The 14,800-nt window shown below is 42.3% G+C and carries 13 protein-coding genes; 9 read left to right on the top strand and 4 right to left on the bottom strand.

Annotated elements, in window-relative coordinates:
* Positions 1-131: 131 nt before the first annotated feature.
* The 6 genes from G4D54_18920 to G4D54_18895 all read left to right on the top strand — a co-directional run bounded on the left by G4D54_18920 (position 132) and on the right by G4D54_18895 (position 5,294).
* Positions 132-995 (top strand): DegV family protein, encoded by an 864-nt coding sequence (locus G4D54_18920; GenBank protein ID QJA04347.1) that lies wholly within the window; start codon positions 132-134, stop codon positions 993-995.
* 486 nt (positions 996-1,481) lie between these two features.
* Positions 1,482-1,919 carry a 50S ribosomal protein L13 gene (gene rplM, locus G4D54_18915; protein ID QJA04346.1) on the top strand — a complete coding sequence of 146 codons (438 nt, stop codon included), beginning with the start codon at positions 1,482-1,484 and terminating at the stop codon, positions 1,917-1,919.
* Between the two features lie 12 nt (positions 1,920-1,931).
* The gene (gene rpsI / locus G4D54_18910; GenBank protein QJA04345.1) at positions 1,932-2,336 is read left to right on the top strand and encodes a 30S ribosomal protein S9; all 405 of its coding nucleotides are present in this window, start codon (positions 1,932-1,934) and stop codon (positions 2,334-2,336) included.
* A gap of 327 nt (positions 2,337-2,663) precedes the next feature.
* Positions 2,664-3,776: an acyl-CoA--6-aminopenicillanic acid acyl-transferase gene (locus G4D54_18905; protein ID QJA04344.1), complete on the top strand. Its 1,113-nt coding sequence runs from the start codon at positions 2,664-2,666 to the stop codon at positions 3,774-3,776.
* Positions 3,761-4,654, top strand: coding sequence for an AraC family transcriptional regulator (locus G4D54_18900; GenBank protein ID QJA04343.1), 894 nt, complete (start codon positions 3,761-3,763; stop codon positions 4,652-4,654). The genes G4D54_18905 and G4D54_18900 overlap by 16 nt, the downstream gene beginning before the upstream one ends.
* A gap of 100 nt (positions 4,655-4,754) precedes the next feature.
* Entirely contained in the window at positions 4,755-5,294 is a 540-nt protein-coding gene (locus G4D54_18895) for a methylated-DNA--[protein]-cysteine S-methyltransferase (protein QJA04342.1), read from the top strand.
* A 430-nt stretch (positions 5,295-5,724) separates the two neighbouring features.
* Here G4D54_18895 and tgt read toward each other — a convergent pair whose 3' ends face one another.
* Together tgt and G4D54_18885 are read right to left on the bottom strand one after the other, a co-directional pair.
* Positions 5,725-6,945 (bottom strand): tRNA guanosine(34) transglycosylase Tgt, encoded by a 1,221-nt coding sequence (gene tgt, locus G4D54_18890; protein QJA04341.1) that lies wholly within the window; start codon positions 6,943-6,945, stop codon positions 5,725-5,727.
* Positions 6,932-7,576, bottom strand: coding sequence for a queuosine precursor transporter (locus tag G4D54_18885; GenBank protein QJA04340.1), 645 nt, complete (start codon positions 7,574-7,576; stop codon positions 6,932-6,934). The genes tgt and G4D54_18885 overlap by 14 nt, the downstream gene beginning before the upstream one ends.
* Before the next feature lie 372 nt (positions 7,577-7,948).
* On the opposite strand from G4D54_18885, the gene G4D54_18880 reads away from it, so the two are divergent.
* Positions 7,949-8,323 carry a molecular chaperone Hsp90 gene (locus G4D54_18880; GenBank protein ID QJA04339.1) on the top strand — a complete coding sequence of 125 codons (375 nt, stop codon included), beginning with the start codon at positions 7,949-7,951 and terminating at the stop codon, positions 8,321-8,323.
* 241 nt (positions 8,324-8,564) lie between these two features.
* The gene (locus G4D54_18875; GenBank protein ID QJA04338.1) at positions 8,565-8,885 is read left to right on the top strand and encodes a hypothetical protein; all 321 of its coding nucleotides are present in this window, start codon (positions 8,565-8,567) and stop codon (positions 8,883-8,885) included.
* 85 nt (positions 8,886-8,970) lie between these two features.
* Here G4D54_18875 and G4D54_18870 read toward each other — a convergent pair whose 3' ends face one another.
* Positions 8,971-10,584 (bottom strand): collagen-like protein, encoded by a 1,614-nt coding sequence (locus G4D54_18870; GenBank protein QJA04337.1) that lies wholly within the window; start codon positions 10,582-10,584, stop codon positions 8,971-8,973.
* A 191-nt stretch (positions 10,585-10,775) separates the two neighbouring features.
* Positions 10,776-13,043, bottom strand: a complete 2,268-nt coding sequence (locus tag G4D54_18865; protein ID QJA04336.1) for an excinuclease ABC subunit UvrA — start codon at positions 13,041-13,043, stop codon at positions 10,776-10,778.
* A gap of 437 nt (positions 13,044-13,480) precedes the next feature.
* Between G4D54_18865 and G4D54_18860 the strand changes: the two genes are divergently transcribed.
* Complete coding sequence (locus G4D54_18860) at positions 13,481-14,581, top strand: glycerol dehydrogenase (GenBank protein ID QJA04335.1); 1,101 nt, start codon at positions 13,481-13,483, stop codon at positions 14,579-14,581.
* Positions 14,582-14,800 lie beyond the last annotated feature (219 nt).

Raw genomic sequence — 14,800 nt, 5'->3', positions numbered from 1 at the left:
GAAGGCTTTACGGTATTGCGAAAACAGTAGTATAGTTATTTAAACTAGATTGTACAATTACTTTAATTATGTTATACTGTAAATGTAATCTGAATGCTTAGTTTTATTCTTTAGAAAACGGAGGTAACCCTATGAACAAAGAAAAAATTGCTGTCCTCGTCGATACCTGCTGTGATGTCCCGCAGACATTTGTAGAGCAGTACCATATGTATGTCATCCCGTTAAAGGTAGTATATAAGGATGCGGAATACCTCGATGGTGTTGATATTACACCGGAGCAGGTATATCAGGGCTTGGAAAGGGAGGTTCCGAAGACCTCACTGCCAAGCGGAGAGCGTATAACAGAGATTTTTGACCAGATTCGTGCGGACGGCTTTCAAAAGGTAATTGCAATCACACTGTCCAGCGGTCTGAGCGGAACGAATAATATGATTCATCTGATTGCGGATCAGCTGGAGGATATGGAAGTATTCATCATGGATACGAAAAACATATCGATTGGCGGCGGATTTCATGCCATTCAGGCAGCCCGCTATATTGAGGACGGATTGTCCTTTGATGAAATAAAGGCCAAGCTGATGCGCGGTATTGATCAATGCAAAGTTTTCTTTGTAGTGAAGACTCTGGAATACCTGCAAAAGGGTGGAAGAATCGGTCTGGTCGCATCGCTGTTTGGAAATGCCTTGAATCTGAAGCCGATCATCTCCTGTAATGATGAGGGAATTTATTATACGGTCGCAAAGGTTCGCGGAAGAAAGCAGTCAATCACCAAGACAAAGGAGCTTGCTTTGGATTTTGCGCAGGGACATAAGCGATACAATGTTGCTATTATGCACGGGGATGCACAGGAGATGGCAGAGGAGATTCGTGACTGCATTATGAAAAAGCTTCCGGGTACTGATGTATTTATCATGAAACAGGTATCTCCTGTACTGGGCGTGCATACCGGTCCGGGTACGCTGGGAATCTGTGTGCAGATACTGGATGAGGCTTAATTAACATAAGAAACAGAAGAACGCTAACTTAGGTGGGCTTCTGTTTTTTTATCAGGAATATCGCAGCTTTACAAAGATCGGCAACGGTGTATAACCACATGAGTAAATACAATGATTTCTTTCTTTGAAGGAAATAGCTTTAGGATAAGAAAAAAAGACTGAAGAACTCAGGGATTTGTCAATCTGCGAAACGTATGAAAAAGACGATTAAGTATATTGGAGAATACACAGCTTTGAATATTACTATTCTAAGTAATTGTCAAAATGTAGAAAGCTAGCATTGGCTGTCATTTTCTATGCTTGCTGGATTGGATTTATGATAGGTATAGCATTGTTTTGATAACTCCATTTACATTTCGCAGTACAGGATGGATTTTTTGATAAAAAAAGAAAAATAAATGTTGACTTACAGCCGGTTTGAATATAAACTATTAGTTAGGCACTTATGCCCTTGTAGCCCCGGAAACTACATAGGAGGATATCAACATGCGCCAAACAACATTTGCAAAACCTGCTGAAGTTGAACGTACTTGGTACGTTGTTGACGGAACAGGTAAGACATTAGGTCGTTTAGCTACAGAAGTAGCATCAGTATTAAGAGGAAAACACAAACCTACTTACACACCAAACGTGGACTGTGGTGATTTCGTTATCGTAACAAACGCTGACAAAATCGAGCTTACAGGAAACAAGCTGGACACTAAAAAATACTACAACCACTCTGGTTATGCAGGAGGACTTCGTACACGTACTGCACGTGTCATGAAGGACAACTATACGGTTGAATGGGTCGAAAGAGCTATTTACGGTATGTTACCTCACACAAAACTGGGTGACAAAATGCGTAGACACCTGTTTGTTTACGAAGGTAGTGAACATCCACACACAGCTCAGAAACCAGTAGAGCTGAAAATCAAAGGTTAGGAGGAATAAGAAATGGCAGCTAAGAAAAATACAGTAACTTACAATGGTACAGGACGCCGTAAAACTTCTGTTGCTCGTGTCTTTATGACTCCGGGTAGTGGTAACATCTCTGTTAATGGGAAAACATTAGACGAGTATTTGCCACTGGAAACTTTACGTATGGTTGTTCGTTCACCACTTGAATTAACAGAAACTTTAGGTCAGTTTGATATTAAAATCAACGTTCAAGGTGGAGGTTATACAGGTCAGGCTGGTGCAATGCGTCACGGTATCACACGTGCTTTAATGGAAGCTAGTGCTGATTATCGTCCTGCACTGAAAGCAGCAGGATTTGTAACACGTGATTCCCGTATGAAAGAGCGTAAGAAATACGGTCTGAAAGCGGCACGTCGTGCTCCTCAGTTCTCAAAGAGATAGAAAGCACTTGTTTTCTATGCTCACGTACACTTGCGTGTGCTCACAAAGCCCCATTTTTATGGGGTTTTTTGTTGTTTGCATGTGTGTGCGTGATATGGAGGTTCTAGTTAGATAGCATGCCTGCGCAGAGTTTTGCGTATCCTGTGGTATAAGATTCAATTATGCTGTAGTCTCATCATTAGCTCGTTCCATATTAAAAAACGCAGTTGCTAATCATCACAAATCAAGAAATACCTTTAAACGAAGAATAGCATAAAATATCATGCATAAAAATAAGAATACTGCTAAACTATTCCTATAAGAAAGTTCTGAAAAGGAAGGGATTCTATGAAGTATACAAAAGCAACAGCACGCACCTTATATCTAACCGGTTCAAGCTATGAAATCGGATATCGTCTTGGAGATGTAATTTCTAAAGACACTGTTTGGCGGAGAAAGTGTGTATCTCACAATAACAAAATGAATCAGAATAGATTAGAAAAAATAAATAGTCTATTGGATATCTGGTGTCCGGGATTATGTGATGAATTGAAAGGAATTGCAGATGCACTTCATGTTGAGCCCAAGGATTTATATTTCTATCATATGACACATCTGGTACCGAATTGTTCACAAATCGCGGTATGTTCCTCAATCACAAAGGAAAAAAAGCCTCTACTTGCACGCAATTTTGAGTTCTCCGATGAAATCGAGGATTTCACTTTGATAAAAACCTCTGTTACGGGAAAACACACGCATATGGGAACCTCTATTCTGGGCGCCGGGCGAGATGATGGCATAAATGAATATGGTCTTGCTGTCACCATGACCTCCTGTGGAATACCAGTTGTGGATTTACCATATATGAAAACGCCCTGTATAGAGGGACTGCAATACTGGATCGTTGTTAGAGCTCTTTTGGAAAACTGCCGTAATGTGCAGGAAGCATTATCGTATATTAAGGATATGCCAATTGCCTTTCACATGAATATGATTATTTTTGACAAGGAAGAACACGCCGCTCTGATTCAAACCTATGCCGGTAAGAAGGCGATTCGCTGCATCACGACTGAGGAAGCACTGCTATTCACAACAAATCATGCGGTTTTAGACGATGATAAGCATTTGGAATCTGGTGCCTTTAAGCACAGCGTGCAACGGTATCAATATATCGAAGAGAAATTATCCAATAAAACGGATATCACACGAAATACCTTAAAGGAAATGCTGTTATCCGATTATCCTGAGGGGTTGTGTTTTCATCACTACAGGGAAAGCTTTGGCACAACTAAAAGTATGATCTTGTCCCCTTTTGACAATACTATCGAATTATGCTGGGGTGGTCTTGCAAGAAATACTTGGAGATGCTATTCTTTAGATGATATACAGGAGGAGCAAAGGGACATTGCTCTTGCTGTTGAAACAGATAAGAAGGATATATTGGAATGGATTCCTCTGTAAAGGAGCAGCTTATGGACTATAAAAAAGTGCTGGAGCAGGCAGTGATTTATATAGAGCAGCATTTAAATGAAGGGTTGAGTGTAGAAGAGGTCTCTAAGGTTACCGGTTATTCCTATTATCATTTGAATCGTCAGTTTATTGCGGTATTAGGAGAGAGTATAGGGAATTATATTAAGAAGCGCAGATTGGCAAATGCTGCGCAAAAGCTTCTTTACACAGATGAAAAGATTATTACGATTGCGCTTGATAATAATTTTGAATCAGCTGAAGCTTTCAGCCGTGCATTTAAAAGTGTATATAAAGTGAATCCATCAACATATCGAAGCAATCGTATTCATACATTTGCCTCAGGAAAGCAGCGTCTGAATGATGAAAAAATAACACATCTGATAGAGCATATAAATGTTCATCCAAAACTTGTTGAGCTTCCTGAAATTGAAATTGCAGGTATCCGTAACAAGGTATCACTGCATCAGGATGAGCTGAAGGAGCATTGGGAAGCATTTTACAAGCTGCTTCCGGAGCAATATAGAAATCGCAGAAGATTTGGCGTTTATGAATCCTGTGACAATCTGACCCATTACATGATTCATGAGGATATGCAGTTTCATGAGGTATTGGGGTTCGAGATGAATGCCGCAGACATGATTTCGGACACTTTTGTGCGCCGTAAGATTCAAAAAGGACGTTATGCAGTATTTACCCATCATGGTGGTTTACAAAAGCTGTCACAGACAATTAATTATATCTGGGGAACATGGATTCTTTCAACAAAAGAGGTGCTTGCTTCCAGAGATTCTTTTGAGCTGTATGATGAGCGGTTTCACGGTTATGCTGATGCGGATACAGAAATTGATATTTATGTGGCGATACAATGAAAGCAGTTATATAGGGGAATGGATTCACACATATAAAAATGTGCTTTTCGCATATGCCTGTCTGTGAATGGTGTGGTAATTATAAGAAGGGAGGACTCTTATGCTTTACAAAGCGACTTATTTTTCACCCGTTGGAAAAATAACATTGGCTTCAGATGGTGATAACATAATTGGTTTATGGTTAGAGGGTCAGAAATATTATGGCGGCACACTGACTGAAAAATGCTTCACGAGGGAGAATATTCCTATTTTCCTATCCGCTAAAGCTTGGCTGGATAAATATTTTGCGGGTGAAAGACCTTTGATTGAGAATCTTCCGCTTTTACCAAAAGGTGGAGAATTTCGACAGAATGTGTGGAAGCTTTTATGTCAGATTCCGTACGGAGAGGTGGTGACCTATGGGGATATTGCAAGAAAAATGGCAGTTGTCACAGGTAAGCCGAAGATGTCTGCACAGGCAGTCGGCGGTGCTGTTGGTCATAACCCGATATCCATTATCATCCCATGTCATCGTGTAGTTGGCACAAACGGCAGCTTAACTGGCTATGCAGGAGGAATTGATGTGAAAATCAAATTGCTTACACTGGAGGGGGCAGATATGAAGAGGCTGTTTATTCCGAAAAAAGGTACAGCTCTGTGATTGATAGATTTCCTCTGGAGACTGCGAAATGACAGTGTAGCTGGATTATATACTACCAATGCTGTATGCCCTTATAGAACTTACAGTAGGTTCACCTAAAGTAATTGCTTTGGTGAGATAAACTATGCTATGGTCTAACTGGCTGCTACTGCTTTAAGCCTGCACACATGTGTTTATGTATGCGTAAGGTTCAGGAAAGCTTTCTGTATATAGATGAGGTGATGACGGATACAATCAAGCATTTATTAATAAAGCTATTGTTATATTGGGAGTAAGCTTACAAGCATGCTGTATACATGAATTGCAGAAACAATATGTGGCTTTATGAGTAGTGCAAGTAGTAATACAGACGCCTGCATGATTGGGTTTTCTGCACAGAAAAAAAGGATTATATACGGTCTAATAATGATTCGCATATAGTCCTTTTCGTTTATTTTTCGCTTTGCGGATAATAGCATTTTAAGAAAGCTTCCTTGAATTCCGCAAACCGATCCTCCAGAATTGCCTGCCTTGTATTCTCTGTAAGGCGAATAATAAAGCGTAGATTATGAAGAGTAGCAAGGTTGAAATATTTGTGCTTACCCTCTGTGCTTCCGGATTTCCACAATGCACGAAGCTCTCCGCGCGTCCATCCTGCTTGACAGGTTGGGCAGTCACAGTTCTCATCCAGCAGAAGCGGACTGTCTGTAAATTTTGACAGCTTGATAGGGCCATGCTTTGTATACAGCTTTCCATGCCTTGCTTCACGGGTTGGCGCAACACAATCAAAGGTATCTGCACCCATTTCTGTACCAATCAGAATATCGTCAGGATGGGAAAGACCAAGCAGATGCCGCGGCTTGGTTTCCGGAAGCTCTTCACAGCACCAGCGCAATATGTCACCAAGGCTTTCCTTTAGAAAAGCACCGCCAAGACCATAGCCATCAAAATCCATCTCGGCAAATCTTTTAGCGGTTGAGCGGCGCAGGTCCTCCCAGCGTCCACCCTGTAGAACACCATAAAGTGACTGATGATATCCAAGATCATCACAGTGCTTTTTGTGTTCATTTATACTACGGATTGCCCAGCGCTCTGTACGGGCCAAAGCCTCAACATTATATTCATAACTGTCCGCAAGGGATGTCAGCTCATCGTAGGCCATATGAATATCAGCACCGATTCGGCATTGAATTTGCATGGATTCCTCAGGTCCGATAAAATCCTCCTGATCTGTAAACGGGTCATGGAATCTGACACCATCCTCTGTAACATGTGCGAGTCGATCTTTGGGATCTGTATTTATGACATCATTTTCCCGCTTCATACTGACTACTTTTCCCATACCGGATCCCAGAGACATAACCTGAAAACCTCCGGAATCTGTCAGTGTAGGTCCGTTCCAGCCGGACCATGACGCAAGTCCGCCGTTTTCAGCAATTTCAAAGGAGGCATTACGCAAGTGGTATCCGTTACTCAGCATAGCCTGCGCCTGTATCAGGTACAAATCCTCCATAGATACAAATTTCACTTCACCCTTTGTACCAACACTCATAAATGCCGGTGTCTTGATATCCCCATGGGGTGTATGAATAATACCGGCACGGCCAAGCTTGCCTGGTATCCGCTTTATTATTTCAAAGCTGAATGTATTGTTATTTTTATAGTTTGTCATCTGTCATCTTACCTCTTAATAAGTTTGCTATGAATGCTTCTATCGGTGAGAATACAATTTCAAAGCCGATTCCCAGAACATAGGCGAATACTGCCTGTGCAAGAAACTCCTGAAAAGTAAGGACGCCGATAAATGCAATTGTCTCAAATATGACACAATCAATAATATGCGCAAAGGCTGAAGAGCCCAGCGCACGCGCGATAAAGCTGGAAGCGAATAATCCGTTTCCGTTTTTTAATCTTGTAAATATATAATTGTTCAGGAAATTTGAACAAACATATGCTGTCAGCGAACCGATAATAATGCGGGGAGTAAATCCCAAAACACTTGCCATAGCAGTTTGCATTGTCCATCCTTCATAAGGAGGAAGCGCGATTACTATATAAAACACGATAATCGCAAGTATATTAATAAAGAAACCAGCTAGAATAATATTTTTGGCAATCTTTTTTCCATAAAATTCAACAATCAAATCTCCGATAATATAAGTGATCGGAAATACTACGACACCTCCATCAACTGCAATACCAAAAAAATTCCATAGCTTTACTGCTGCTAAATTTGAAATTAACAGCGTACTCGCAGAAATCGTTGCGAAATAGATTAAAAGCCTGAGTTTAAAATTTGACATGGAAGTATTATAACATAATTTTTTTAGAATGCGAACTATTGAATACAGATCGATATGGTTAGATTACTATCGTTTCATGTTAGTGATGTAGAATTAGAATTGAAAAAATGAAGGGACCTTACAGGGATGCTATCTGTGGAAGTTCGCAGGAGCACGTAAGTTTTCATGCCAATGTGTGTGTTCTCATTACAACGGTTAATTTATATGCAGAACAATGACTTTGGCCTTATTTGATAAGTGGCGGGTTCTATATATGGTGAGGTATTCTTATAGAAGAAGCCTGACAGAATAATTAGATTTTTAAACTTAGAAAATGACATTCGCAAAGGAAGCATGTATAATGAAGGTATACATAGGAAAGAGGGTATTGTTATGAAACAAGAATTGATGGATGCTATCACAGAAAAAACAAAGGAGCTTATGAATTCTGTTACTTGCAGTGCAGAAGCAAGGGCTGCGGCTCAGACATGGCTTGATGCGGTAGGCACACAGCGCATTGAGGAGGTAACTCAGGCGTATATGAAAGAACTGGAGGAAGATATTGTCACTATTCAGGATTTGATTGCGCTGGCAGAATCAAATCAGGGAAAGCAGATATTTGGTGAAGAGAAGGCAGTTCAGGTAGCGGAGCATGCAAAGGAAATCAAACAGCAGGGAGCGCTATACTGCGATTGTCCTGCATGTACAGCGGCTGCCTATATTCTGGAGAAAAAGGATGAGCTTCTCAAAGCAGTGAGAGATAAGTAAAGAGCAGCAATTTGATTTGTCTGAAACCATAAGTAGGGCAGGAAAAAGGTTTCTGATCTATTGAAAACACAATAGAACAGGAACCTTTTCCTGTGTGAAAGATTCTGACTTTTTCATCCTTTTTCATAATTGCTGAATAAGTAAAATGAAAATTCTGAAGCCGGTGAAATAAATTGATGAAAGACTGTCACAATAAAAGAAATTTACCGTCTAATAAGATGTAGGAAAATAAGGAGGATGTATGGACAAATTTTTTATAACCTGTATGTTAGGTATTGCAGTCGGGGCAGTAGATATTCTGCCCATGGTGAAAATGAAGCTGGATAAGTATTCAATAGCATCGACATTTGTATTTTATTTCACCTTGCCGTTTATCATATTGAATACAGAGTTGTTTCATGTGGTATGGTGGATAAAGGGAGGGCTGATTGGCGGAATACTGGCTCTTCCCATGATTATCATCGTATCCAAGGAGGACAAGAAATCTGGACTACCCATGCTGATTATGTCAACCATGCTGGGCGAGGTTATCGCGATTTTGGCACACCTGTTTTCATTGTAAATTTATTTACTGTATAAATACTCCCGGACTGCTGTCAACATGCACAGTATCCGGGAGTTTTATAATAGAAATGAATTCGGTAAAGCTACTGTATCTGTAATATACTGAAGACACCAGATGGAGAGTTTGCAAGCAGTGAAGATGTATAAAGGAAAGAGACCTGAACATCTGCACTAATCAGCGTATTTACAAGAAATGTTCCGCTGACACTAACTGTTGGTGCCGTTAATGTAGCGTTGGCACTTGTCGCAAAGCCTGTTTGGGAAACACCGTTTAGCTGAGGTGTAACACCGATTGCACCTGCTACAGTTACAGATGCTTTTACCAAAAAAGAAACCTGATAGACATGTCCGGCACTCAGATTGATTGCAGTTGTACTTGCTGCTGAAATAGTTGTTCCGTTGATAAATGCAGTAGAAAATGTAATGAGAGAGTTGCTGGATATGGACGATGCATTGACAGAAAATTGTCCATTTTGCGCTGTTGCGGTCGCTCCCGTGCTGCCGGTTGCTCCTGTTGGTCCGGTAATTCCATTGGCTCCGGTTACACCGGTATTACCCTGTGGTCCGGTTGCGCCTGTGACTCCGTTAGTACCAGTTGCCCCGGTATTACCGATAGAGCCTGTAGCTCCCGTTGGACCAGTCGGTCCCGTGCTTCCATTGGTTCCTGTATTACCGGTCGCTCCTGTGGCACCCTGTATGCCGGAAAGTCCTGTAGCTCCCGTGCTGCCGGTTGCACCTGTCGGTCCTGTAATGCCGTTCGCGCCTGTGCTGCCTGTGGCCCCGGTAGGACCTGTAGCTCCGTCTGCGCCTGTTATACCACTTATCCCGGTCGCTCCGGTTATTCCAGTTGCTCCGGTTGAACCTGTGGGCCCGATGGGACCTGTAGCTCCCTGTATGCCATCAGCTCCTGTATTACCAGTCGCTCCGGTTGCTCCAGTATTTCCATCATTGCCAGTTGCTCCGGTATTTCCCGTAGGACCTGTATCCCCGGTTGCACCCGTAACTCCGGTATTGCCAGCAGGACCTGTCGGTCCTGCTTCTCCGTTTTGTCCGGTTGCTCCAATCGGTCCTGTAACACCAATGGCCCCAGTAGGACCTGTATTGCCGGTTGCCCCTGTGGGCCCGCTAACGCCATCCGCGCCCGTTGCGCCTGTCGCGCCTGTGCTGCCTGCTGCCCCGGTTTCCCCGGTTGCACCTGTCGCTCCATCACTTCCAGTCGGTCCTGTGTTTCCGGTTGCACCTGTAGGTCCGCTCGCTCCTGGTAAACCAGGTTCACCACTTGCCCCTGTAGCCCCCGTTGCTCCATTCTCTCCCGTAGCTCCGGTAGCTCCCTGTATACCGGTATTTCCAGTTGCTCCTGTTGGTCCTGTATTGCCTCTGGAACCTGTTGGTCCTGCTGTTCCGTTCGCGCCAGTAGGCCCCGTCGCACCGCTGATTCCTGTCGCTCCTGTTAACCCTGTCGCACCGGTTGTGCCTTTCGGTCCTGTTTCGCCCGTTGCACCATTTGGTCCTGTTGCACCTCGTGCTCCGGTAGGACCTGTACTTCCATTAGCACCAGTAGGCCCCGTCGCACCACTGATACCTGTAGCGCCGTTTGCTCCTGTGCTTCCTGTAATACCTCGCGGACCTGTCGGTCCAGTGGGACCTGTAGGCCCGGTAGGACCTGTAATCCCAGTATCTTCCAGCATCTTCAGCATATTCTTCACCTCCAGTCTATGTTATGTCGCTTTTCTTAAGTATCATAGGTATTCTGCTTGGTTACCAAGAGGTTTCTCCATGCTTATGGCTGTTTGTATGTAATCAATGCAAAAGGGGTTTCTGAAAAAGAAGATTGTTTTCTCTATTTTACCGTGTTTGACGCTTACTCTTGCTTTGTACAATCGAAAGGCTATTGCTGTGTTACTCCATAACAGGATTTTCTTAAATAGTGTGCAGTTATAGTGTCAGCCTGTTCAAGCATTTGCTTTGGTGTCCCCATGAAAACAACCTCTCCACCTGCAGTACCGCCATCCGGTCCGATATCTATGATATAATCTGCCTGCTTCATCACATCCAGATTATGCTCGATAATGATAACTGTATTACCTCGTTCTACAAAGCCTTCCAGCAGTTTCATGATACTTTTGATATCGGATGCATGAAGACCAGTAGTTGGCTCATCCAGTATAAAAATATTTCCTTTATTTTTAAGATGCTTTGCAAGCTTAATTCTCTGACGCTCACCACCGGAAAGTGTTGATAGTGGTTGTCCGAGTGACAGATAGGATAAACCTACCTCGTGCAGGGTGAGCAGTTTTCTGAAAATCTTTGGCTTGTCATTGAAGAATTCCAATGCATCTTCAACGGTTAATTCCATAATGTCGGCTATGTTATGTCCACGGTACTCATAAGATAATGCCTCCTCGCTGTAGCGTTTTCCTTCGCACATTTCGCATACGGTTGTTACAGGGTCCATAAATACGAGCTCTGTAACAACAATTCCCTTTCCATGGCAATGCGGACATGCTCCTTTGCTGTTGAAGGAAAACATACCGACAACAATGTGATGTTCATTTGCCATCAGCTTTCTGATATCATTACTGAAATCCAGGAAGGTTGCAGGTGTAGACCGGCCGGTTGCAGTTATTGGCGTCTGATCCACGAGGACTACACGGTCTTCGTATTGCTTTGCAAAGACATCACGGATAAGAGAGCTTTTTCCTGAACCTGCCACGCCGCTCACCACTGTAAGAATATGCAGAGGAATATCCACAGAGACATGCTTCAGATTGTGTAGTGATGCGTTATTTATGGAAAGATATTCAGTTGGGATTCTGGGCTGATTTTTTATCCTGATTTGCTCACGCATTGCATGACCGGTTCGTGTATCTGAACATAAAAGCTGCTCATAGCTTCCCTGAAACATAATCCTCCCGCCATTTCTTCCTGCCAGTGGGCCTACATCTATTATTTCATCTGCTATTCTGATGACATCCTTATCGTGTTCTACTACCAGAACTGTATTTCCTCTGTCTCTCAGCTTGCGAAGCAAATCTGTCATTCTGTATACATCTCTTGGATGCATGCCTGTGCTTGGTTCATCAAATATATAGGTTAAACCTGTCAAGGAGCTCCCCATATAACGGACCAGCTTCAGTCTCTGTGCTTCACCCCCTGATAGTGTGGAGGATTCTCTGTTCATGCTCAGATACGGAAGCCCGATATCAATCATACGGCTCAGAGATGCTGTTAGAGCCTCTATAATTGTGGTTACTCTTGCATCCTTTATTCCACTGATAACATCCCGTAACTTCAGAAACTCCATGTCACAAAGATCAGCAATTGTAAATCCGTTGATTTTACAGGACAAACCATGCTCATTTAATCGCTTACCATGACAAAGTGGGCATTCTTTTTCCTGTATCATCTCTTCTAAACGTTTTTTTGAAACCTCAGAGGAGCCCGAATGGTCCCGGTTGATAAGAAGTCTTGAAAAATGATTGTGAATACCTTCAACACGTTTATTCAACCGTTTGTCTCCACGTTTGTAGGCTCCGTATAAAAGAAGATTGTATTCCTGTTCGCTATAATTTTTAAGCGGCTTTTCAAGATCAAACAAACCGGATTCTGTGTACTGTCGATAATACCAGTTACCAGGATGGAAGGCAGGAAGATCGACCATTCCCTCCTTCCATGATTTCTCGGGATCTAGTGCTTTACATATATCCAGTTCAATAACTTTTCCAAGCCCTGAGCACTCCGGACACATTCCACTTGGATCGTTGAAGGAGAAACAGGAGGCGCTTCCTATATAGGGGGAGCCTATTCGCGAGAATAGCAGTCGCATAGCAGAGTAAAGATCACTGATGGTGCCAACGGTTGATCTGGCATTCCCCTGTAGTCTGCTTTGATCGATAATAACTGAGGCACTCAAATGATCGATGTGATCTACTTTAGGCTTTTCGAATTTAGGAAGGCGTCCTCGTATGAAAGCAGTATAAGTCTCGTTCATCTGGCGTTGACTCTCTGCAGCAATTGTATCAAATACAATGCTGGATTTTCCAGAGCCGGATACTCCCGTGAATACAACAATTTTGTCTTTAGGTATGGTAAGAGATACATGCTTCAGGTTATTTTGATTCAGTCCTCGAATCACTATGCTGTCTTGTTTTTTCATTTATAACTCCTTTGCTAGTTCATGATAAATATCAATACTCATTATATAGTCTCCCCTAATGGTAGAGTCAATAGGGTTATTCTGTTTTTGAAGCAGATAACATCTTATAGCATGATTTCATATAGCTGTGCCTTCTCGTAATTTTAAGACGATATCATCTGTGGCTTGATGATTTACTATGAGACAAGTTGCTTAACCGTATTACATTGATGTTCATTTACGGATAATGACAAATGAAGATGCAAGACATCATTTACATATTGCTTTTATATGAAACTGTCTGATTTTTATAATGAGACTGGAATACCTGTTCGATCAGCATATCTTGTGAAAATAGATAGGGCCAATGTTTTTTACAGAAGATTCATTGACTTTGTGAAAACGCTATCTTACAATATATAAAGAAATGAATTGCCATAGAAAAGGATGGTGGTAACATGGCAAAGGTTTTAATTAGCCCTGGAAAATATGTACAGGGTGCTGGTGAAATGAAAAAACTGGGAGTATACGCAGAAGGGTATGGAACGAAAGCACTGATTTTGATCAGTGAGGGCGGATATCGCAGAATTGGAAAGGATATTGAAAATAGCTTTGCTGGAACAGGCTGTACGTTTATTTTTGATTATTTTCATGGAGAATGTTCAAAACATGAAATAGAGCGGTTACGTGGAGTTATGAAGAAAAACACATGTAATCTTGTGATAGGTATCGGTGGAGGAAAAATCTTTGATACAGCCAAGGCGGTTGCACATTATGAAAAAACTGCTGTTTTGATTTGTCCAACCATAGCGTCAACAGATGCTCCATGCAGTGCCCTTTCCGTAATCTATACAGATGAAGGGGTTTTTGAAGAATATCTCTTTTTACCTGCTAATCCGAATCTGGTCCTGATGGATACAGATATCATTGCAAAATCTCCTGTAAGACTTACTGTAGCTGGGATGGGTGATGCTCTTGCAACCTATTTTGAAGCGCGGGCATGTGAGCAGAGTGATGCGGTGAGCTGCGCAGGCGGTAAGGTTACCGGAGCTGCTATGGCACTTGCAAAGCTGTGCTTTGAAACTTTAATGGAGGAAGGTGTGAAGGCGAAGCTTGCTTTGGAAGCGGGCGTGTGTACTCCTGCTGTTGAAAAGATTATAGAGGCTAATACGCTGCTTAGCGGCATTGGCTTCGAGAGCGCTGGTCTTGCAGGAGCTCATGCGATTCATAATGGTCTGACTGTATTGGAGGAATGCCACCATATGTATCATGGCGAGAAGGTTGCATTTGGCACCATTGCACAGCTGGTTTTAGAAAATGTTGAAGCTGCTGAGCTGCAGGAAATCATAGAATTCTGTATTGAGCTTGGATTACCTGTTACACTGGAGGAGCTTGGTGCTGCTGAAATCACAAAAGAGAAAATAATGGCAGTAGCGAAGGCAGCATGTGCGGAAAATGATACACTGCATAACATGCCGTTTGAGGTCACTCCGGATAAGGTGTATGCGGCTATTATCGCGGCAGATGCTTATGGACATTATTTCCTTAATGAAAGCTGATACACACCAAGTGAATGTGTGAATTACATTACAGATTATAGCAAACAGATAGAGTGGATGATGACGCCATTCTGTCTGTTTTTGCTTTTCTGTATATTCAGAAACGACATCCTGAAGTGCAGCTGTAGCAAATCGCTGGCATTGTAATGCACTCTTTTCCATTACGAGGCAGCTATTGGATAAACATATCTCTTGTATAATTGATTATCAAAAGGGCAT

Origin of the sequence: [Clostridium] innocuum (genome assembly GCA_012317185.1) — a bacterium.
Taxonomy (GTDB): domain Bacteria; phylum Bacillota_I; class Bacilli_A; order Erysipelotrichales; family Erysipelotrichaceae; genus Clostridium_AQ; species Clostridium_AQ innocuum.
Note: the sequence above shows the minus strand (reverse complement) of the source record. Positions and strands in the feature narration are given on the sequence as shown.